This is a genomic window from Citrobacter sp. CK194 (assembly GCF_030333395.1).
Lineage (GTDB): Bacteria > Pseudomonadota > Gammaproteobacteria > Enterobacterales > Enterobacteriaceae > Citrobacter_B > Citrobacter_B koseri.
In genome coordinates this window covers 49,508-69,948 of sequence record NZ_JAOWGA010000017.1, presented here as the reverse complement: position 1 = coordinate 69,948, position 20,441 = coordinate 49,508, and the positions used below count along the sequence as shown (strand labels likewise).

The 20,441-nt window shown below is 53.5% G+C and carries 23 protein-coding genes and 1 pseudogene; 12 read left to right on the top strand and 12 right to left on the bottom strand.

Going from position 1 to position 20,441, the window contains the following annotated elements:
* Positions 1-105 precede the first annotated feature (105 nt).
* Together cydH and OGX80_RS08670 are read left to right on the top strand one after the other, a co-directional pair.
* The gene (gene cydH, locus OGX80_RS08675; protein WP_096753851.1) at positions 106-195 is read left to right on the top strand and encodes a cytochrome bd-I accessory subunit CydH; all 90 of its coding nucleotides are present in this window, start codon (positions 106-108) and stop codon (positions 193-195) included.
* Positions 196-369: 174 nt separating this feature from the next.
* Positions 370-1,536 carry an MFS transporter gene (locus OGX80_RS08670; RefSeq protein ID WP_115181683.1) on the top strand — a complete coding sequence of 389 codons (1,167 nt, stop codon included), beginning with the start codon at positions 370-372 and terminating at the stop codon, positions 1,534-1,536.
* A gap of 46 nt (positions 1,537-1,582) precedes the next feature.
* On the opposite strand, the gene sodB is transcribed toward OGX80_RS08670, so the two are convergent.
* Both sodB and OGX80_RS08660 read right to left on the bottom strand, forming a co-directional pair.
* The gene (sodB, locus tag OGX80_RS08665; RefSeq protein ID WP_110494293.1) at positions 1,583-2,164 is read right to left on the bottom strand and encodes a superoxide dismutase [Fe]; all 582 of its coding nucleotides are present in this window, start codon (positions 2,162-2,164) and stop codon (positions 1,583-1,585) included.
* Positions 2,165-2,289: 125 nt separating this feature from the next.
* Complete coding sequence (locus tag OGX80_RS08660) at positions 2,290-3,102, bottom strand: C40 family peptidase (RefSeq protein ID WP_115181682.1); 813 nt, start codon at positions 3,100-3,102, stop codon at positions 2,290-2,292.
* 337 nt (positions 3,103-3,439) lie between these two features.
* Between OGX80_RS08660 and grxD the strand changes: the two genes are divergently transcribed.
* Positions 3,440-3,787 carry a monothiol glutaredoxin 4 gene (gene grxD, locus OGX80_RS08655; protein WP_003832760.1) on the top strand — a complete coding sequence of 116 codons (348 nt, stop codon included), beginning with the start codon at positions 3,440-3,442 and terminating at the stop codon, positions 3,785-3,787.
* Positions 3,788-3,897: 110 nt separating this feature from the next.
* Here the strand turns inward: grxD and rnt are convergent, their stop codons facing one another.
* From rnt to OGX80_RS08635, 4 genes are all read right to left on the bottom strand, one after another.
* On the bottom strand, positions 3,898-4,545 hold the full coding sequence (gene rnt, locus OGX80_RS08650) for a ribonuclease T (protein ID WP_012132536.1): 648 nt from the start codon (positions 4,543-4,545) through the stop codon (positions 3,898-3,900).
* A 102-nt stretch (positions 4,546-4,647) separates the two neighbouring features.
* Positions 4,648-5,055: a lactoylglutathione lyase gene (gene gloA, locus OGX80_RS08645; protein ID WP_024130371.1), complete on the bottom strand. Its 408-nt coding sequence runs from the start codon at positions 5,053-5,055 to the stop codon at positions 4,648-4,650.
* Positions 5,056-5,143: 88 nt separating this feature from the next.
* Positions 5,144-6,241 carry an alkene reductase gene (locus OGX80_RS08640; RefSeq protein ID WP_115181681.1) on the bottom strand — a complete coding sequence of 366 codons (1,098 nt, stop codon included), beginning with the start codon at positions 6,239-6,241 and terminating at the stop codon, positions 5,144-5,146.
* Positions 6,242-6,299: 58 nt separating this feature from the next.
* A complete protein-coding gene (locus OGX80_RS08635; protein WP_047457263.1) occupies positions 6,300-6,899 on the bottom strand; it encodes a TetR/AcrR family transcriptional regulator in 600 nt (199 codons plus the stop codon).
* Between the two features lie 101 nt (positions 6,900-7,000).
* Between OGX80_RS08635 and OGX80_RS08630 the strand changes: the two genes are divergently transcribed.
* The 3 genes from OGX80_RS08630 (at position 7,001) to sodC (ending at position 8,787) form a co-directional block, all read left to right on the top strand.
* Positions 7,001-7,240 carry a DUF1289 domain-containing protein gene (locus OGX80_RS08630; RefSeq protein WP_115181680.1) on the top strand — a complete coding sequence of 80 codons (240 nt, stop codon included), beginning with the start codon at positions 7,001-7,003 and terminating at the stop codon, positions 7,238-7,240.
* A gap of 49 nt (positions 7,241-7,289) precedes the next feature.
* Positions 7,290-8,186: an aldo/keto reductase gene (locus OGX80_RS08625; RefSeq protein ID WP_012132531.1), complete on the top strand. Its 897-nt coding sequence runs from the start codon at positions 7,290-7,292 to the stop codon at positions 8,184-8,186.
* A gap of 79 nt (positions 8,187-8,265) precedes the next feature.
* Positions 8,266-8,787, top strand: a complete 522-nt coding sequence (gene sodC, locus OGX80_RS08620) for a superoxide dismutase [Cu-Zn] SodC (protein ID WP_012132530.1) — start codon at positions 8,266-8,268, stop codon at positions 8,785-8,787.
* On the opposite strand, the pseudogene OGX80_RS08615 reads toward sodC, so the two are convergent.
* From OGX80_RS08615 to OGX80_RS08605, 3 genes and pseudogenes are all read right to left on the bottom strand, one after another.
* A pseudogene (locus OGX80_RS08615) lies at positions 8,763-10,803 on the bottom strand (FUSC family protein). The gene sodC and the pseudogene OGX80_RS08615 overlap by 25 nt on opposite strands.
* A complete protein-coding gene (locus OGX80_RS08610) occupies positions 10,803-11,663 on the bottom strand; it encodes an efflux RND transporter periplasmic adaptor subunit (protein WP_058669073.1) in 861 nt (286 codons plus the stop codon). Before OGX80_RS08610 ends, OGX80_RS08615 begins: the two are co-directional and overlap by 1 nt.
* Before the next feature lie 2 nt (positions 11,664-11,665).
* A complete protein-coding gene (locus OGX80_RS08605) occupies positions 11,666-11,902 on the bottom strand; it encodes a DUF1656 domain-containing protein (protein WP_012132527.1) in 237 nt (78 codons plus the stop codon).
* A gap of 194 nt (positions 11,903-12,096) precedes the next feature.
* On the opposite strand from OGX80_RS08605, the gene slyA reads away from it, so the two are divergent.
* The gene (slyA, locus tag OGX80_RS08600; RefSeq protein ID WP_012132526.1) at positions 12,097-12,537 is read left to right on the top strand and encodes a transcriptional regulator SlyA; all 441 of its coding nucleotides are present in this window, start codon (positions 12,097-12,099) and stop codon (positions 12,535-12,537) included.
* Between the two features lie 48 nt (positions 12,538-12,585).
* Here the strand turns inward: slyA and slyB are convergent, their stop codons facing one another.
* Positions 12,586-13,053: an outer membrane lipoprotein SlyB gene (gene slyB, locus OGX80_RS08595; protein WP_012132525.1), complete on the bottom strand. Its 468-nt coding sequence runs from the start codon at positions 13,051-13,053 to the stop codon at positions 12,586-12,588.
* Positions 13,054-13,336: 283 nt separating this feature from the next.
* Here slyB and anmK point away from each other — a divergent pair, with 283 nt between their 5' ends.
* From anmK to pdxY, 5 genes are all read left to right on the top strand, one after another.
* On the top strand, positions 13,337-14,458 hold the full coding sequence (gene anmK / locus OGX80_RS08590) for an anhydro-N-acetylmuramic acid kinase (RefSeq protein ID WP_115181678.1): 1,122 nt from the start codon (positions 13,337-13,339) through the stop codon (positions 14,456-14,458).
* Positions 14,459-14,544: 86 nt separating this feature from the next.
* The gene (gene mliC, locus OGX80_RS08585) at positions 14,545-14,874 is read left to right on the top strand and encodes a C-type lysozyme inhibitor (RefSeq protein WP_012132523.1); all 330 of its coding nucleotides are present in this window, start codon (positions 14,545-14,547) and stop codon (positions 14,872-14,874) included.
* A 58-nt stretch (positions 14,875-14,932) separates the two neighbouring features.
* Positions 14,933-15,589 carry a pyridoxamine 5'-phosphate oxidase gene (pdxH, locus tag OGX80_RS08580; protein WP_049011113.1) on the top strand — a complete coding sequence of 219 codons (657 nt, stop codon included), beginning with the start codon at positions 14,933-14,935 and terminating at the stop codon, positions 15,587-15,589.
* Positions 15,590-15,715: 126 nt separating this feature from the next.
* Positions 15,716-16,990, top strand: a complete 1,275-nt coding sequence (gene tyrS / locus OGX80_RS08575; protein ID WP_024130365.1) for a tyrosine--tRNA ligase — start codon at positions 15,716-15,718, stop codon at positions 16,988-16,990.
* Between the two features lie 61 nt (positions 16,991-17,051).
* Positions 17,052-17,912: a pyridoxal kinase PdxY gene (pdxY, locus tag OGX80_RS08570; protein WP_130028397.1), complete on the top strand. Its 861-nt coding sequence runs from the start codon at positions 17,052-17,054 to the stop codon at positions 17,910-17,912.
* A gap of 174 nt (positions 17,913-18,086) precedes the next feature.
* On the opposite strand, the gene gstA is transcribed toward pdxY, so the two are convergent.
* Both gstA and dtpA read right to left on the bottom strand, forming a co-directional pair.
* Entirely contained in the window at positions 18,087-18,692 is a 606-nt protein-coding gene (gstA, locus tag OGX80_RS08565; RefSeq protein WP_104868707.1) for a glutathione transferase GstA, read from the bottom strand.
* A gap of 104 nt (positions 18,693-18,796) precedes the next feature.
* Complete coding sequence (dtpA, locus tag OGX80_RS08560) at positions 18,797-20,302, bottom strand: dipeptide/tripeptide permease DtpA (RefSeq protein WP_047457245.1); 1,506 nt, start codon at positions 20,300-20,302, stop codon at positions 18,797-18,799.
* Positions 20,303-20,441 lie beyond the last annotated feature (139 nt).

The following is a 20,441-nucleotide window of genomic DNA, read 5'->3' as shown; positions in this document are numbered from 1 at the left end:
GAGTTAAAAGCGCTTATCAATATAAATCATGGGAGATTTTTGCATTCAAGTGTGTAAAAATGCGCAATATCACTTTTTGTGTGGGAATAAAAAGGAGAAAACTTGATGAGCACCGATCTGAAATTTTCGTTAGTGACCACCATTATTGTGCTGGGCCTGATTGTCGCAGGCGGTCTGACTGCCGCACTGAACTGATTTACCTCTGAGGGAGAGCATTCTCCCTCTGTCTTTCCTCTCTCTTCTTCCTCATTTTTAACCAAATCGTAAAAGTCTTTTGCTATTTTGCTTACTTTATTAGTTTTGTGATTGATGTCATGCTTTTGACTCTTTTGCGTGCCCCGTGACGGCACGAAGCTGCGGAGTCGATGTATGAAAATAAATTATCCCTTACTGGCGCTGGCAATTGGCGCATTTGGTATTGGAACCACCGAGTTCTCTCCGATGGGCTTGTTGCCCGTTATCGCTCGCGGCGTGGATGTCTCGATTCCTGCGGCCGGAATGCTAATCAGCGCGTATGCCGTTGGTGTGATGGTCGGCGCGCCGTTGATGACGCTGCTGCTTTCCCATCGCGCACGTCGTAATGCGCTTATTTTTTTGATGGCGATTTTTACTCTCGGAAATGTGCTGTCGGCCATCTCGCCGGATTACACTACGTTGATGCTGTCGCGGATTCTGACCAGCCTGAATCACGGCGCTTTCTTCGGTCTGGGGTCGGTGGTGGCGGCCAGCGTCGTCCCCAAACATAAACAGGCCAGCGCGGTCGCCACCATGTTTATGGGGCTGACGATCGCCAATATTGGCGGTGTTCCTGCGGCGACCTGGCTGGGGGAAACCATTGGCTGGCGTATGTCCTTCATGGCGACGGCGGGGCTGGGCGTAATTTCAATGATTAGCCTCTTTTTCTCGTTGCCGAAAGGCGGTGCGGGAGAGCGCCCTGAGGTGCGCAAAGAGCTGGCGGTGCTGTTGCGACCACAGGTGTTATCGGCATTACTGACCACCGTTTTGGGCGCAGGCGCGATGTTTACGCTCTATACCTATATCGCCCCGGTGCTGCACAGCATTACGCATGCAACGTCTGCTTTCGTTACCGGTATGCTGGTACTGATTGGCGTTGGCTTTTCTATCGGCAACTATCTGGGGGGAAAACTGGCGGATCGTTCGGTTAACGGCACCCTGAAAGGATTTTTGCTGCTGCTGATGGTGATTATGCTGGCGATCCCGTTCCTGGCGCGCAATGAAGTGGGCGCCGCTATCAGCATGGTGGTATGGGGGGCGGCGACATTCGCGGTGGTTCCGCCTTTACAAATGCGCGTCATGCGGGTTGCCAGCGAAGCGCCAGGCCTCTCTTCATCGGTCAATATCGGTGCCTTTAATCTCGGTAATGCGCTTGGCGCAGCGGCGGGGGGCGCAGTGATTTCCGGTGGTTTGGGCTACAGTTTCGTACCGGTGATGGGGGCGATTGTGGCAGGGCTTGCGCTGTTGCTGGTCTTTGTCTCTGCGCGCAGACAGCCTGAAGACGTTTGCGTGGCGAGCTAAGCGCAGCATTAAAACGCAGAAGGGGCTCCCTTCTGCGTTATTCTCTTTATGCCGCGAAGTTTTTCGCCACAAAGTCCCAGTTTACCAGCGCCCAGAAGTGCTCCAGGTAGCCAGGACGGGCATTGCGGTAGTCGATATAGTAGGCATGTTCCCACACATCAACGGTCATCAACGGCGTGGCGTCGGTGGTCAGCGGCGTACCGGCATTCGACGTAGAGACGATAGCCAGTTTCCCATCCGTCCCTTTCACCAGCCAGGTCCAGCCGGAACCGAAGTTCTTAATTGCGGCGTCGGTGAACTGCGCTTTGAAATCGGCAAAGCTGCCGAAGGACGCGACAATGGCGTCAGCCAGTTTACCCGTTGGTTCGCCGCCAGCATCTGGTGCCAGGCAGTTCCAGTAGAAGGTGTGGTTCCAGACCTGGGCCGCGTTATTGAAGACGCCGCCTTCAGCGCTGCGAACGATCTCTTCCAGTGATTTCCCCTCAAACGGCGTGCCTTTGATCAGGTTGTTAAGGTTGGTCACATAGGTCTGATGATGTTTGCCGTAATGATATTCCAGCGTCTCAGCAGAAATGTGCGGTGCAAGAGCATCTTTGGCATACGGTAATGCAGGTAATTCAAACGACATTGCTTCTCTCCTTATATTTATATTAGGTGCGCACAATAACCTTATTGTACGTAAGGATAGGGTAGCAAATTGAAAGGTGATACAAAAGAAGAACTTACCCTGTAGCCATACTACAGGGTAACGTTTTATCGAATGGTTTTCGGCGTCATGACCCGGCGTGCGCCCACGTAATGGCGCTGCCAGTAATCTTCGCTAAGAGAGGTAATCTGTATTTCCTGACCGCTGCGCGGCGACTGAATAAATTTGCCGTTGCCAACGTAAACGCCAACGTGATCGGCAGTACCGCGACCCTGAGTACGGAAGAACACGAGATCGCCATTTTTCAGTTCGCCACGTTCAATCGGCGCGGCATCGCGCAAATGATACATTTCATTTGCAGTACGCGGGATGCGGAATTTCACCAGATCCTTATATGCGTAATAAACCAGACCGCTGCAATCAAAACCGGTTCGTGGAGACGTTCCGCCCCAACGATACGGTTTGCCAATCTGATTCATTAATTTATTCATCGCCGTGTTGGTGGCTTTCTGCATTTTCGCTTTATGCGCATCGGCAATGGCAAGCGGGGCGCCTTTTACTTTGACACAATGCGGCTTACGACCCTTGCGCGGCGTACATTTTTCCGTCCAAATTACGGCGGCGGTTTGTGTGGTGGCGGGTTTGCTACGACGGCTTGCGGTTTTGCTGGTTTTCGCAGGGGAGGTAATACGTTTTTTCGATGTGGAGGCCGTTTTACTTTGGGTTTTACTCACGGCTTTTTTTGCAGTCTTCGTTTTTTTCTTGCTGGTCGCGGTGTTCTTCTGCTTATCTGCCGTTTTCGTGACATGCGCGGCAGGCGTCGCCCTGGCTTGCCGGGAAGCATGCGCCATTGACGTAAAAGGGAGCGTGGTAAAAAGCAAAGCACAGAGCGTGATCGAGATCCGGTTTATCCGCGCCACTGAGCAATCCTCTGGTTAAGGGCAGGTCGAATTCATGCCTGCGTATGATTTACAAAACGCATCGATTCTAATCTATAAAATCCCCGGAAGTTAATAGCTTTTGTCATCTAAAATCGCGTTTCGTTATTGAGTGCAAAAAAAAGCAGCAACAAAAGCGGAAACGGGTCAACAGATAAACAATTCCATACTGTTTAAGTGGATAAGAGATATTTAGAATGCAACTTCAGGCTTCAGACGATAAAATAGTAAAGCGTGATGAAAATGTTATTTTCCGTTGCCAGCCTGACCCGCTACAATGTCAGACTACTGCCGTAAAGAAGTTTAAGGAAGCAAGACAATGAGCACCACTATCGAAAAAATCCAGCGCCAGATCGCTGAAAACCCGATTCTCCTGTACATGAAAGGCTCTCCAAAACTGCCAAGCTGCGGTTTTTCCGCGCAGGCTGTTCAGGCGCTTTCTGCCTGTGGTGAACGTTTTGCCTATGTCGATATTCTGCAAAACCCGGACATTCGCGCCGAGCTGCCGAAATATGCAAACTGGCCGACCTTCCCGCAACTGTGGGTGGACGGTGAGCTGGTTGGCGGCTGCGATATCTTAATTGAAATGTACCAGCGCGGTGAGTTGCAGCAGTTGATCAAAGAGACTGCGGCAAAATACAAAACCGAAGAGCCTGACGCTGAGTAATTCAGCTGAAATAAAAAAGCGACCATCTGGTCGCTTTTTTTTTGCTGAAAACGCGGTTGCCTGATGGCACATCGCTTATCAGGACGCGCGGGCATCGCCACCCGACACGATTATGCCTCTTCTGGTACTGGCAACGGCCAGCCGCCAAGACGCTTCCAGCGGTTAACGATTTCGCAAAACAGAACGGCCGTTCGTTCGGTGTCGTATAGCGCAGAGTGCGCCTGCGTTCCATCAAACTCCATTCCCGCCGCCAGACACGCTTTTGACAGCACGGTCTGTCCCAGCGCCAGGCCGCTCAGGGCCGCAGTGTCAAAGGTCACGAAGGGGTGGAAGGGGTTACGTTTCAGCGAAGCGCGCTCAGCGGCGGCCATCATAAAACTGTGATCGAACGTGGCGTTATGGGCCACCATGATCGCACGATTGCAACCGCTGTCTTTAATTCCCTTGCGCACCATTTTGAAAATAGCATGCAGCGCATCGTACTCGCTGACCGCGCCGCGCAGCGGGTTAGAAGGATCGATTCCGTTAAAGGCAAGCGCTTCGGGCTGTAAGTTTGCGCCTTCGAACGGCTCAACATGGAAATGCAGCGTCGTGTCCGGCATCAGCCAGCCTTGTTCATCCATTTTCAGCGTGATGGCGGCAACCTCAAGCAGCGCATCGGTTTTGGCATTGAATCCCGCCGTTTCGACATCAATGACGACAGGATAAAAACCACGAAAACGGTCGCACAGACCGGAAAGTTGAGCGTTATCGGACATCTGGGTCTCTTAATACGGAAAAATTGCAGCGCGCATTATGGCAAATTTTACGCTGAGATGCAGTAAAACAACGGGCACAGAGAGTCTGTGCCCGGCGGGAGATTAGTTGCCCAGACCGCGACCAGCGTCTTTGGCTTCAATCAGCTCAATTTTGTAGCCATCAGGATCTTCAACAAACGCGATGACGGTGGAGCCGCCTTTTACCGGACCCGCTTCACGCGTGACGTTACCACCGTTCTGGCGAATGCGCTCGCAGGCTTCGGCAGCATTGTCGACGCTCAGGGCGATATGGCCATAGGCCGTACCCAGCTCGTACTTATCAACGCCCCAGTTGTAAGTTAACTCGATCACCGCTTCTTCGCTTTCCGGGCCGTAACCCACGAATGCCAGAGAGTATTTGTATTCCGGGTTTTCGCTGGTGCGCAGCAGCTTCATGCCCAGTACGTTGGTATAGAATTCGATGGAACGCTGCAAGTCGCCAACACGCAGCATGGTATGAAGTAAACGCATCTTTTTCCCCTCAAAAGTACTGAATGGTCAATACATTCAAAATGTTGTTCTAGTATAGCGGCGTTTTTACGCCGCTACCAACGCAGGATTACAGGGTAGGATAGTCCGTGTAACCTTCAGCGCCGCCGCCGTAGAAGCTTTCTGCGCGTTGTGTGTTAAGTTCTGCTTTGCGTTGCAGACGAGCCACCAGATCCGGGTTAGCAATATACGCCCGGCCAAACGCGACGGCGTCGATCAGGCCCTTATTGAGCAGGTCTTCCGCTTTTTCCGGCGTATAGGCGCCCGCGCCAATGATTGGGCCGTGGAAGCGGGCGCGAACTTTCTCACGGAAGGCGTCAGTATACGGTTCGCCGCCAGCCCAGTCAGGTTCGGACATGTGCAGATAGGCAATGCCGCGTTTACCCAGTTCCTCAATCAGATAGAGCGCATCGGCTTCTTCATTCGGGCCATTGTCGACATTCTGGAATGTGCCGATAGGGGAAACACGGATACCAATTCGATCTGCCCCCCATTCCTGAATACCGGCATCGACGACTTCCAGCACCAGACGCGCGCGGTTCTCAACGCTACCGCCGTACTGGTCAGTACGATGGTTTGACGTCGGGGAAAGGAACTGGTGCAGCAGATAGCCGTGGGCGGAATGCAGTTCTACCAGGTCGAAACCGGCTTCACGCGCATTGGCGATAGCCTGACGGAAATCGTTGACGATGCCTGGGATCTCGTCGGTTTCCAGCGCGCGCGGCATTGAGGTGTCGACACGAATGGCCTGGCCGTTTTCATCGCGCAGCGAGGTACGGGTGCCAGCGCCGATCGCAGACGCGGAGACGGGAGGCTGGCCGCCGGGTTGCAGGCTGGAATGAGAGATTCGACCGGTATGCCAGAGTTGAACAGCAATGTGCCCTTGTTCGGCATGAACGCCAGCGGTAATTTTTTTCCATGCCTCGATCTGCTCCGCGCTGTGCAAACCCGGCGCGCCCGCATAGCCTTTCGCCTGTGCGGAGATCTGCGTCGCTTCGCTGATGATTAGCCCGGCGCTGGCACGTTGACGATAATACTCGGCCATTAACGGGGTGGGAATGTCGCCCGGTTCAATGCTGCGCAAACGCGTCAGAGGGGCCATGAACACACGGTTTGCTGCCGTAATTGCGCCCACTTTCAGCGGGGTAAACAGTTTTTCAGATGACATAATGGCTCCTGGTATAAGTAGACCGGTCGTCTAGTGATAAGGAAAATAAAAACGCCCGTTAAGCCGCAGGCGTTGCGATAATCGTTTTTACATGTGCCAGCGCGCTTTCAAGCGGGGCGGCACTGCGAGAAATTTTGGCGTGCAGATTCGCGCCTAACCACAGCGCATACAGGATCTGCGCCTGTTGCAGCGGCTCGCCAGCAAAAGAGAGACAGCGGGCTTCGCGTCCTTTTTCCAGCGCTTGCGCTAACAGCGTAATAATATGCCGCGCGCCTTTGTCCATCGCAGTGCGCATATCTTCTGAGAGATCGCACACTTCGGCGGACAGCTTTACGGTCAAACAGCCGCTGATAGTGCCTTGCTGGCAAAACTGATTCAGGGTTTCCTGATAGTAAGCCAGAATGCGGTCACGGTAGTTGCCCGCTCCGGCGTCAAAATGCGTTGCCAGCCGCTGATGATATCCGGCGTAATGCCGTTCCAGCATGGCGACGCCAAACGCTTCTTTGGAACGAAAATAGTGATAAAACGACCCCTTCGGCACTTCGGCGGTTTTGAGCAGCTCGCTCAATCCCATTCCGGTGAAGCCACGCTGCATACAAAGCTGCTCGCCGGTAGCCAGAAGATGTTCGCGGGTATCATGTTCAGTCTGTTTGTTCATGCCGCCGAGTGTAATAGACCAATCGGTCTAATGCAAGTCAGGTTGCCAGAAAGCCAGTTAGCGTCTTCAATAAGCATAAGTGCTTTCGTTGAGGAGAGAGTGTGGCCGAGCAGTTAGAGTTTTTTCCCGTCCCAAGCCCGTGCCGGGGGATCTGTCAGTCGGATGAGCGCGGATTTTGTCGCGGCTGTCTGCGCAGTCGGGATGAGCGTTTCAACTGGCAAAAAATGAGCGACGCCGAGAAGCAGAACGTGTTGCGGCTTTGTCGTCAGCGTCTTATGCGCAAATTACGCGCAAACAAACCGAACCTGCAGGAAGAACCTCAACAACCCTCACTCTTTTGAAACCGTAATTGCGTATACTCGCTAAACATCTATATATGAGGAAGCGGTTATGGTTCAGCGTATCACTATTGCCCCGCAAGGCCCGGAATTTTCGCGCTTCGTGATGGGTTACTGGCGTCTGATGGACTGGAATATGTCTGCGCGTCAGCTGGTCAGCTTTATTGAAGAGCATCTTGATCTGGGCGTCACGACCGTTGACCATGCGGATATCTACGGCGGTTATCAATGTGAGGCCGCGTTTGGCGAAGCGTTGAAACTGGCACCGCACCTGCGTGAGCGGATGCAGATCGTAACGAAGTGTGGTATCGCCACGACCGCCCGGGCTGAAAATGTACTCGGCCATTACATCACTGACCGCGACCACATTGTTGCCAGCGCTGAACAGTCCCTGAAAAATCTGGCGACCGACCGTCTTGATCTGCTGCTCATCCATCGTCCCGACCCGCTAATGGATGCGGACGACGTCGCGGAAGCATTCCAGCATCTCCACCAGAGCGGAAAAGTGCGCCATTTTGGCGTCTCTAACTTTACCCCGGCCCAGTTTACGCTACTGCAATCGCGTCTGCCGTTTACCCTTGCCACGAACCAGGTTGAGATTTCACCGGTTCATCAGCCGCTGCTACTGGACGGCACGCTGGATCAGCTACAGCAACTGCGTATTCGACCGATGGCGTGGTCCTGTCTTGGCGGCGGTCGTCTGTTTAATGATGATGAATTCGCGCCGCTGCGCAACGAACTTGCCGCGATTGCGGAAGAGCTGAACGCGACCACGATTGAGCAGGTGGTATATGCGTGGATTTTACGCCTGCCGTCTCAGCCGTTGCCGATTATCGGCTCCGGTAAAATTGAGCGCGTACGCGCAGCGATTGAGGCGGAGTCTCTGACGATGTCGCGTCAGCAATGGTTCCGCATCCGCAAAGCGGCGTTAGGTTACGACGTGCCGTAATACTCCGTTTTCGGCTTTCCGTTCAAAATTGTGTCACTGGTTTACACTTAACCGGGTAAACACATCTGACGGAGGTCTTATGAAGCGTTTGAGTCTGGCAATGTTAACCCTGCTGGCCTGTGCGGGTGCACAGGCCGCCAGTGAAGAAGTGACGATGAATCTGGTGACTTCGCAAGGCGTCGGGCAGTCGATTGGCAGCGTAACTATTGCCGAAACGGATAAAGGGCTGGAGTTTACTCCCGATCTGAAAGCGCTGCCGCCGGGTGAACATGGTTTTCATATCCATGCTAACGGCAGTTGCCAGCCTGCGATTAAAGAGGGTAAAGCCTCGGCGGCAGAAGCGGCGGGCGGGCATTTCGACCCGCACAATACCGGGAAGCACGAGGGGCCGGAAGGCGCCGGGCATATGGGCGATCTTCCCGTGCTGGTGGTCAATAATGACGGGATAGCCACCACGCCTGTTACTGCGCCGCGCCTGAAATCTCTTGATGAAATCAAAGATAAAGCGCTGATGATCCATGTCGGCGGCGATAACATGTCCGATCAGCCGAAACCGCTTGGCGGTGGTGGCGAGCGTTACGCCTGCGGCGTCATCAAATAGTCAGGATGTCAGTGAACCCTGCGGGGGCGCTTGCTCAAGCTGCGACAGCGAGCAGTGTAATCGCCAGATGAGCGCCGCCAGTTCCTGAGCCGCAGGTTGATGATGATGCGACAGCGTGTTGCAAATACGCTGTAGCTCCTGGAGCGTGGCCGCCAGCGGTCGTTGCTGTACGCCGCGCTCACTCATCACGTCGCGCAACAAGGCAATACAGATATCCCGGACGCGCGAAAGCGGGTCGGAGCGGGTTTCCCAGGCACGCAGTTGCCACACCACATGTGAACAATTCAGCAGTACCACTCCCCAGCGTAACAGCCAGCGTCGCGCCAGCGCATCCTGGCTATTGCTGAGTTGACTGACGTGATGATAAGTCAGCGATTCAAACTCATTCTCGCTGTGCGATGGATGACGACTGAGCTGATCGACAAAATCTCTGCGCAATGCGCGGATATGGCGACGGCTTTTGCGGGCATCCGAACCCGGACGCAGGATCGCAAAGGCCAGCCACGACAGCGCGACCCCGGCAATTTTAGCCGTATTGTCATTAAGAAAATCAGCAAAGTCATACACGGGGGGATTGGTGACGGCGATAAACGATCCCATAAAAACGATCAACTGCCCCCAAAGTCCGGCGAGTTTCGGCATTTGCAGCTTCAGCAGTTGCATCGTGGCCAGCAAAGGAAACAGAAACAGCAAAAACTGCCAGAGATCGGTTATCTGCACCATCAAACCGAATTTGACGACGAAGCTGAACAACGAGAGCAGAATCAGCGTGCGCATCAATAAAGAGAGTGATTTAAACGGCGTGGCGACGGCGGAATAGAGCACGCAACTGATGGCCGCCAGCGTTAATGCCCCTGAACCGGATTCCCATTGTGAACCGATACTCCACGCGCCAATCACCATGAGGGTGGTAAATGTGCGCAATCCGCTCCATATCGCTTCGGCGTTGTCCGTATGGCGGGCCAGACCGGGGCTGTGTGTTACTTTGATCTCATCGACTGCGGCGCCGTTTTCCAGCAACCGTAGCTGATGGCTGTTGTGTAAGTAGAGCTGGCAGAAATAGCGCAATCGCTGCCAGAAGGCGACGTGGCGGTAATCTTGTCGGTTTTTCGGATGTAGCGGGGCAATAATGCGCGCGACGGTATAACTGTCGGTATGCGGATTAGCCAGCGCGGCCAGCAGTTGTTCAATCACATCGCGGGTCTGCTCCGGCGGGTTGGGCCAGTTCAACAACATCCTGCGGAGGCTGGAAATGACGCTGGTCAGGCGAAGCTGCTGATGTAGCAGAGCGTTAAGCAGCGCGTTCTGGCGACGAAAACGGTAGTGACTCCAGAATGCCTGAATGCGCAGCAGGTTCATCGTCAAAATTTGGCCGATAACCCCTTCATGGGCGGAACGTATTGCATCGGTGGTTTCCGGCTGCCAGAGCAGGCTGGCGTGCTCCAGCAGCCGTGCGTGCATATTTTTCAGCGCGGTCAACAGCGCCGTGCCGTCAGAGGTGCTGGGCAGGATCATCATCATCATGCCGCCGCAAAGAATACCAACGATCACCTCGCAGACCCTGGCCTGGGCGATATCCCACAACTGTGTGACCTCGATGATGTTGACCATGGGAAAGGCGATGATGGCGGCCGTGTAACCCGCCAGCTGGAAGGCGTAGGCGACGTTATTGGTGAAATGGGCGCAGGCCCAGGTGCAAAAGCCAATCCAGGCCGCCATGCTTAATAAAAAGAGCCAGGGTTCGTTTAGCGTGTGACCTGCGATGATGAGCGCGGCGGTGGCGCCAAGTAAACTCCCGGCAATACGCCCCAGACTTTTACTGATCACGCCGCCTACCGTCGGAAAACTTACCACGGCGGCAGAGGTCATCGCCCAGTATGGCTCATCCAGATTGATGTAGTAGGCGAACGTCAGCGCCAGGCACATGGCGAGGGTATTGCGCAATGCATAGCGCCATTGCCCAGAGGTCGCTTTGAACCAGGGCGTATCGCGCCAGGTCAGGTGAGGGAGCTTCATTAGCGCTGACCGATAGCCACGCTGCATGTTGTGCCCGAAACCAGCGTGACATCATGGGGTAACGCATCAAATTCGATACGCACCGGTACGCGCTGCGCCAGACGAACCCAGGGAACGTTAGGTTTAATGTCAGGAACCAGGCCGGAATCGCTCTCCACGCTTTGATCATAAATCGCCCGGCCAATACTGGCGACGTGACCCTGTAACTTTACGTTGCCGCTGTAGAGGGTGATCTGCGCCGGAGCGCCTTCGCGAATATGGCGCAGTTTCGTCTCTTCGAAATATCCCATGACGTAGAACGAGTGGCTGTCGACCAGCGCAAACAGCGGTTGGCCGGTGGCGGCGTAATCCCCCGTGCGCGTTGAGAGGTTTGTCACCCAGCCCGCGACCGGCGCGCGAACGTCGGTCTGGGCTAATTGCCATTGCGCCTGTTTTAATGACGCTTCCGCCGCTTCGACGCTGGCCTGCATCGCTTTAACGTTCAGGTTTGCGGTGTCCATATCTTCGGCAGAGATGTAATTTTGTGATAAATGGCGACGCCGGTTGGCTTCATTATTGGCTTTCGCTAAATCGGAGCGGGCTTTAGCCAGTTCTGCCTGCGCATTAAGCTCAGCGATGTGAAAAGGGGTCTTATCGATAGAAAAGAGCAGATCGCCTGCATTCACGAACTGGTTATCTTTTATATTGAGTTTGGTGATGCTGCCGGAGACTTGAGGCGTAATGCTCACCTGTTCCGCCCGTACTTTACCGTCGCGCGTCCACGGAGACTGCATGTAGTAATTCCATAGCCACCAACCGGCCAGAACCGCAATGGCCGCAACCACAATCGTTGAAAAGTATTTCATTGTTTTAAGCGACATAATCACCACGCAATCAGCAAAATAAGGCTCAGGCACACGCAAAGTGCAAATATCGACAGATCCATCAGCAGGGGATGCCAGATTTCACCCGAGTAAATCCAGTCGCGTAGCAGGCGATGCGCCAGCAGCCAGATAACAAATCCAAGCGCGAATGCTTTGAAAAGCGGAGGGAAATAGACAGATGCGCCGATCACCAGATCTTGTAGGGGCAATCCTGTTGCAGTGGGTATAAACGTCACAAGCAAGAATCCTTTGCGTTAAACAGCGTTGCTATAGGTTTAGTAAAAACCGAGGTACAGCACGTCTTTTCCGCATAATGTCTGAAAAAATGTCTACCTGTAAGCAAATTTAGCAATACATTTGTTTTGAGCATATAAATGCTGCACACTATTCTAAAATCAGTATAATATCTTAGCAAGCTAATTATAAGGAGATGAAATTGGAATCGCCACTAGGTTCTGATCTGGCACGGTTGGTGCGCATTTGGCGTGCTCTGATTGACCATCGCCTGAAACCTCTGGAGTTGACGCAGACACACTGGGTAACGCTGCATAATATTCACCAACTTCCGCCGGATCAGTCGCAAATACAGTTAGCCAAAGCGATTGGCATTGAACAACCGTCTCTGGTGCGTACGTTGGATCAGCTGGAAGACAAAGGGCTTATCTCACGACAAACCTGCGCCAGCGATCGTCGCGCCAAGCGAATTAAGCTGACGGAGAAGGCGGAACCGCTCATCACAGAGATGGAAGCCGTGATCAATAAAACGCGTGGAGAGATTCTGGAAGGGATTTCGCCGCAGGAACTTGAGCTGTTAATTAAGCTGATTGCGAAACTTGAGCACAATATTATTGAGTTGCAGTCTCAGAACTAAGACCAGAAGAAAGGCGTGTGGCCAGAGGCTGACCACACGTCTGTTGGATTAGCGCGGAGAAACAGTAACCTGGCTGCCGTTGCTGGCCAGAACAACACGCTGACCTGCGGAGAAACGGGTATCGCCCTGTTTCTGTACCACCATGATGGTGTTGCCGTCATCCTTACGGATTTCCAGTTCCACACCCTGAGTTTTGTTCATCGCGCCCTGGACGCCTTGTCCCGCTACGCCGCCAGCGACTGCGCCAGCGGCCGTCGCCAGTGAACGACCCGTCCCGCCACCGATGGTATTACCGAGGAAACCACCGAGCACTGCACCACCGATAGCGCCGATCACGTTGGAATCATCACCGCCCTGGATTTGCACCGGACGAACGTTAACGACAGTGCCGTATGTGACATTCTGCACTTGTTTCGCCTCGGACGCGGTATAGACATCACCGGAAAGGCTATCGTTATTCACACAACCCGCTAAAGATAAGCCCATCAGTGAAACGATCAGCACACGTTTAATCATCTATAAATCTCCTGTTCACCATGAAACGCCACAAAGCATCCCTCATGGTTAAATTATATGGCATATACGACCGTAAAGGCACATGTTCTGCTGGAACAATGTGAAAATCATAATCAGATTTGGGTTAACCAAGTATAAACGAATCATCCATGAGATTTATCAGAACAGAGTGTCAGCGTCTGCATCGAAGGGTAAAAATGCTTAATGAAGCATGGTATTAGCGGAAACTTTGTGGTTGAGTGGTAACGCTAAAATCATGCTTAACACGCTAAAAGGAAGATGTATGAAATCGGGCCGTTTTATCGGCGTTATGTCTGGAACCAGCCTTGATGGCGTCGATGTTGTGCTGGCGGCAATTGATGAAACGATGGTCGCACAGCAGGCGAGCCTGACCTGGCCCATCCCCGTTCATCTTAAACAAGCCATTCTGGATATTTGCCAGGGGCAACAACTCACGCTTTCCCAGTTTGGCCAGTTGGATACGCAGCTCGGGCAGCTTTTTGCCGACGCGGTGAACGCGCTACTGGCGCAGGAAAAACTGCGGCCGCGGGATATTGTCGCCATCGGCTGTCATGGTCAGACGGTCTGGCATGAACCTACCGGCGCTGCGCCGCATACCTTACAAATCGGTGATAACAACCAAATTGTCGCGCGAACCGGGATAACGGTTGTCGGTGATTTTCGTCGTCGCGATATTGCGCTGGGCGGGCAAGGCGCGCCGTTGGTTCCCGCGTTTCACCAGGCGTTGCTGGCGCACCCGACAGAGCGTCGGATGGTGCTGAACATTGGCGGTATCGCCAACCTGTCTTTGCTCATACCGGGTCAACCGGTAAGAGGATACGATACCGGGCCAGGCAATATGCTCATGGATGCCTGGATCTGGCGGCAGTGCGGTAAGCCTTATGATAAAGACGCGCAATGGGCCAGCGAAGGAAAAGTGATAATTCCGCTGCTGCAAAATATGTTGAGCGATCCCTATTTTTCAGCGCCCGCGCCGAAAAGCACCGGGCGTGAGTATTTCAACTACGGCTGGATAGAACGCCACCTTTCGGCCTTTCCTGGCCTCGCTCCCCGTGATATTCAGGTAACGCTGGCTGAGCTGACCGCAGTGACAATTTCTGAACAGGTTCTGTTAAGCGGCGGCTGCGAGCGGCTGATGGTGTGCGGCGGCGGGAGTCGTAACCCTTTGCTGATGGCGCGTCTGGCCGGGTTGCTGCCGGGTACGGAAGTTACCAGCACGGATGAAGCCGGGATCAGTGGCGATGATATGGAAGCGCTGGCGTTTGCCTGGCTGGCGTGGCGCACGCTCGCCGGGTTGCCGGGGAACCTCCCTTCGGTGACGGGGGCCACAGAATCCAGCATTCTGGGGGCCATTTTCCCGGCGAACCCACGAACTCAGAGTTAACTGAATTTTTCCGGGCCTGTCTGCCGTTAAACTGAAAGGGTTAGGAAGGGCGTATTTGCCCTTCGGACCAGGAAAGTCTTCGGGATATGTCTATGAAAAAACTGCTCATTGTATGTCTGCCTGTGCTCCTGAGCGGTTGTAGCGTCTACAACCAATTGCTTGAGCGTATGCAAACGGACACGCTGGAATATCAGTGTGATGAAAAACCGCTTACCGTAAAAATGAACAATACCCGGCAAGAGGTGAATTTTGTTTACGACAATAAACTGCTGAACCTCAAACAGGGCATGTCTGCGTCGGGAGCACGTTACACGGACGGCATCTACGTCTTTTGGTCAAAAGGCGATGGCGCAACGGTCTATAAACGCGACAGAATTGTGCTGAATAACTGCCAGTTACAAAACCCGAAGCGTTGAGATTTTCACCTGGGCGGCGCACAATAGCGCCACCCACTGACAATCCGTAGCGAACACCATGTCTGATAACGACGAATTGCAGCAAATCGCGCATCTGCGCCGTGAATACACCAGAGGCGGCCTGCGTCGCCACGATCTTCCCGCTGAACCGTTAACCCTTTTCGAACGCTGGCTGGGTCAGGCATGTGATGCCAGACTGGCGGACCCGACCGCGATGGTGGTCGCCACCGTCGATGAAAACGGCCAGCCTTATCAACGCATTGTGCTGCTTAAACATTACGATGAAAAAGGGATGGTGTTTTACACCAACCTGGGCAGCCGTAAGGCGCATCACCTCGAAAATAATCCGCGTATCAGTCTGTTGTTCCCGTGGCATATGCTGGAACGGCAGGTGATGGTGACTGGCAAAGCGGAACGCCTTTCCACGCTTGAAGTGGTGAAATACTTCCACAGCCGCCCGCGCGACAGCCAGATTGGCGCCTGGGTGTCTAAACAATCCAGCCGAATCTCTGCGCGCGGCATTCTGGAAAGCAAGTTCCTTGAGCTGAAGCAGAAGTTCCAGCAAGGGGAAGTCCCGTTGCCCAGCTTCTGGGGCGGATTCCGCGTCAATATTGAACAGATGGAGTTCTGGCAGGGCGGCGAACACCGTTTACACGACCGCTTTTTATACCAGCGCGAAAACAACGCGTGGAAAATTGACCGGCTTGCTCCTTAAACCCCGAAATTTGTTGTGTTAAGCGCTAGCGCTGCGTGCGTCAGCGCTTTATTCTATATACCTTTCGCGTCTGGCGAAAAGTCGTGTACCGGCAAAGGTGCAGTCGTTTTATACATGGAGATTTTGATGGCAAGCAGTAACTTGATTAAACAATTGCAAGAGCGGGGGCTGGTGGCCCAGGTAACGGACGAGGAAGCGTTAGCAGAGCGACTGGCGCAAGGCCCGATCGCGCTCTATTGCGGCTTCGACCCTACCGCTGACAGCTTGCATTTGGGGCATCTTGTTCCATTGTTATGCCTGAAACGCTTCCAGCAGGCGGGTCACAAGCCTGTTGCGCTGGTAGGCGGCGCGACCGGTCTGATTGGCGACCCGAGCTTTAAAGCCGCTGAGCGTAAACTGAACACCGAAGATACTGTGCAGGAGTGGGTGGATAAAATCCGCAAGCAGGTTGCACCGTTCCTCGATTTTGACTGTGGTGACAATTCCGCCATTGCCGCGAATAACTACGACTGGTTTGGCGGCATGAATGTGCTGACCTTCCTGCGCGACATCGGCAAGCACTTCTCCGTCAATCAGATGATCAACAAAGAAGCGGTGAAGCAACGTCTGAACCGTGACGATCAGGGCATCTCCTTTACCGAGTTCTCCTATAACCTGTTGCAGGGTTATGACTTTGCCTGCCTGAATAAACTGCACGGCGTTACGCTGCAAATCGGCGGCTCTGACCAGTGGGGCAACATCACCTCCGGTATCGATCTGACCCGTCGTCTGCATCAGAACCAGGTGTTCGGCCTGACCGTACCGCTGATCACCAAAGCGGATGGCACCAAGTTCGGTAAAACCGAAGGCGGCGCGGTATGGCTGGATCCGAAAAAGACCAGTCCGTACAAGTTCTACCAGTTCTGGATCAACACCGCAGATGCTGACGTGTACCGCTTCCTGAAATTCTTCACCTTCATGGACATTGCCGAGATCAATGCGCTGGAAGAAGAAGATAAGAACAGCGGTAAAGCGCCGCGTGCCCAGTATGTGCTGGCAGAGCAGGTCACGCGCCTGGTGCATGGCGAAGAAGGTCTGGTTGCGGCGAAACGTATCACTGAAAGCCTGTTCAACGGTAATCTGAGCGATCTCAGCGAAGCCGATTTCGAACAACTGGCTCAGGATGGCGTGCCGATGATCGAGATGGAAAAAGGTGCCGATCTGATGCAGGCGCTGGTGGATTCCGAACTGCAACCGTCTCGTGGTCAGGCGCGTAAAACCATCGCCTCTAATGCGGTGACCATCAACGGTGAAAAACAGTCAGACCCGGAATATTTCTTCCAGGACAGCGACATTTTATTCGGGCGCTACACGCTGTTGCGCCGCGGTAAAAAGAATTACTGTCTGATTTGCTGGAAATAATAAAAAGTCAGCAGGGGCGTGGGAAACCACGCCCCTTTATTATTTTAGGGTTATGGTAAACATGAAGAATATCCTCGCCATCCAGTCGCATGTTGTGTTCGGCCATGCGGGCAACAGTGCTGCTGAATTTCCGATGCGCCGTCTTGGCGCGAATGTCTGGCCGCTCAACACCGTTCAGTTTTCTAACCACACGCAGTATGGCAAATGGACAGGGTGTGTTATGCCGCCCGAACATTTGACTGAAATTGTTCAGGGTATTGCGGATATCGATAAACTTCAGACGTGCGATGCGGTTCTTAGCGGCTATCTGGGTTCCGCAGAGCAGGGTGAGCATATTCTGGGGATTGTTCGTAAAGTAAAAGCGGCGAATCCACAGGCGAAATATTTCTGCGATCCGGTCATGGGGCATCCTGAAAAAGGGTGCATCGTGGCGCCTGGCGTCGCTGAGTTCCACGTTCGCCATGCGCTCCCGGCCAGCGACATTATCGCGCCCAATCTGGTGGAGCTGGAAATTCTCTGTGAACATGCGGTCAATAATGTTAATGAAGCTGTACTGGCTGCCAGGGAACTGATTGTGGAAGGGCCGCAAGTCGTGCTGGTTAAACATCTTGCCCGGGCAGGATACAGCCCCGACCGCTTTGAGATGTTGCTGGTGACGGCGGATGAAGCCTGGCATATTAGCCGTCCGCTTGTTGATTTCGGGATGCGTCAGCCGGTGGGTGTCGGGGATGTGACCAGCGGTTTGTTGCTGGTAAAACTGTTGCAGGGCGCAACGTTGCAGCAAGCGCTTGAACACGTTACTGCGGCGGTATATGAAATTATGATCGCCACGAAAAATATGCAGGAATACGAGTTGCAGGTGGTGGCCGCGCAGGATCGCATTGCTAAACCTGAACACTATTTCAGCGCGACGCAGCTGTGAGTTTTACCGAAACGCCAGGTGGCGCTAACGCTTACCGGGCCTACGGGGTGTTTTACAGGCCGGATAAGGCGTAGCTGCCATCCGGCAAAGCGCCCGGTGGCGCTAACGCTTACCGGGCCTACGGGCTGTTTTACAGGCCGGATAAGGCGCAGCCGCCATCCGGCGCAACAACCATTAATTCAAACCTTCCGCCTTCAGCGCCGCCGCCACGCAGGGGCGTTCAGCGACCCGCGCCATATAAACGTCGATATGGCTTAATCCTTCCATATTCAGCTTCACTGCTTTCGCCCAACGCAACACGGTAAAAAGGTAGGCATCTGCGATCGTGAAACGCTGGCCGCAAAGACACTGGCCTTCCTGGAGCGCGTCATTCACATAGCGCAATTTTTTCTCCAGCTGTGCACGGACAATCGGTTTATATTCCTCTGGCGTATCCGGGCGGAAGAGTGGCGTAAAACCTTTGTGTAGCTCCGTGGCAATATAGTTGAGCCATTCCAGCGTTTTGTAGCGGGAGATGGTGCCTGTCGGTGCCAACAGCTGACGATCGGGCACGCTATCCGCCAGATATTGCATAATCGCAACGCCTTCGGTCAGTAAGGTGCCATCGTCCAGCAGCAGAGCCGGAACCTGTCCTTTTGGGTTTACCGCGAAATAATCATCGCCGTTTTCCAGACGCTTTTTCGCCAGATCAACGCCATCCAGCGTGAAATCAATACCGCTTTCCCGCAGGGTGATGTGAGAAGCAAGAGAACAGGCGCCCGGTTTGTAGAACAGTTTCATCGGTAACTCCTTTTTGCTGAGGTTTAACGTATGGTAGTGCGGCATCAGGCAAAAAAAAAGCCGCTAACGCACGTTAGCGGCCTGAATATCAGTTTCCCTGAAAATTACGCGGTAGCGGTTTTGGCTGCCTTCGCGTTTTCTTCATCATCCTGAGTCATACGATTCAGTTTCGGCGCGGTGATAAGCATCAGCGCGGCGATAACCGCAGTGGCGACACCGATTTGCAGGAATACGCGACCGTAAACTTCCAGAGACATCAGCGGGTCAGTAACGTTTTCCGGCACCGCCATCATGCCAGCCACGTAGCCACCAATCAGGTTGGCGCCCGCCGTAGTCAGGAACCAGCTACCCATGATGAAGCCCATCAGACGCTGCGGAACCAGTTGGGCAACCATTGCCAGACCCAGACCGGAGATCATCAGTTCACCGATACTTTGCAGACCGTAGCTGAGGATGAGCCAGTTAACAGACACAATGCCTGCATCTGTAGCGAATTTCGCGCCCAGCGGCAGAACGAGGAACGCGCCAGAGCACAGAACCATACCGATAGCGAATTTGGTCGGCATCGGCAGCGTATCACCCATCTTGTTATAGATGGCCGCCAGAATCGGGCTACCAATGATGATCCAGAACGGGTTCAGCGCCTGATACTGCTCCGGTTCAACCGCGATACCGAGGATAGTGTGTTCAACGTTACGGATTGCGAAGAAGTTCAGTGACGTCGGCATCTGGCTGTACAGCACAAAGAAGATAATCGCTTCCAGCATCAGGATGAATGCGACGATCATTTTACGACGTGCCGCGCCCTGCATCGCGAACGCTTCTTTACCAAAGATAATCACGATACCCAGAGCGATCACGCCCAGAACCATACGTGCAATGCCCTGGTTGTGCAGCAGCCAGGTCGCGATAGCGATCAGCACGATAACGCCTGCGATAGTCGCCAGCAATTTACCGAAATGTACCGCTTCGAAGTCTGGTTTTGAGCCGTAATCTTTAACCCAACTGCGGCAGAACAGGAAGTTAACCACCGTGATGAGCATACCGACGAAGCTCAGGGCAAACGCCACGCTCCAGCCGAATTTTGCGGCAAGCCACGGCGTCGCCAGCATAGAGAAGAAGGAACCGATGTTGATGGACATGTAGTACATGGTGAATGCACCGTCCAGACGCGGGTCATCTTTGGCATAGCAGGTCGACAGCAGAGAAGACGGGTTCGCTTTGAACAGACCGTTACCTACGGCGATGGTCGCCATACCCATATAGACGATCGCAACATCATGACCGGACCAGGCGACCAGGCCATAACCAATCGCCAGTACGATAGCACCCAGCAGAATGACGCGTTTGGTGCCCAGAACTTTATCCCCTAACCAGCCGCCAATGGCGACCAGACCATACACCAGGGCGCTAAAGGAAGAGAAAAGGGTGATGGAATCCGCTTCTGACATACCCAGTTGTTTAACCAGGTAGACGGCCATAATTCCTTGCAGGCCGTAATAACCAAAACGCTCCCATAACTCAATAGAGAAAATGAGATAGAACGATTTCGGTTGTTTGAAAGCGTTCAAACTGACGCTTTCAGTTGGTTTATTGTTTGCAGTAGACACTTTTACCTCTTTTTTTACATCCCATATTAACGGGGGTGTTCTGGCGCGTGATGAGTCAAGTTCATCCGTCCGATTGTTATAGTGGGAGGGGAAACGGCAAGTAATGTTCACTATCTTTCCCTTCCATACAAGGGGTTTG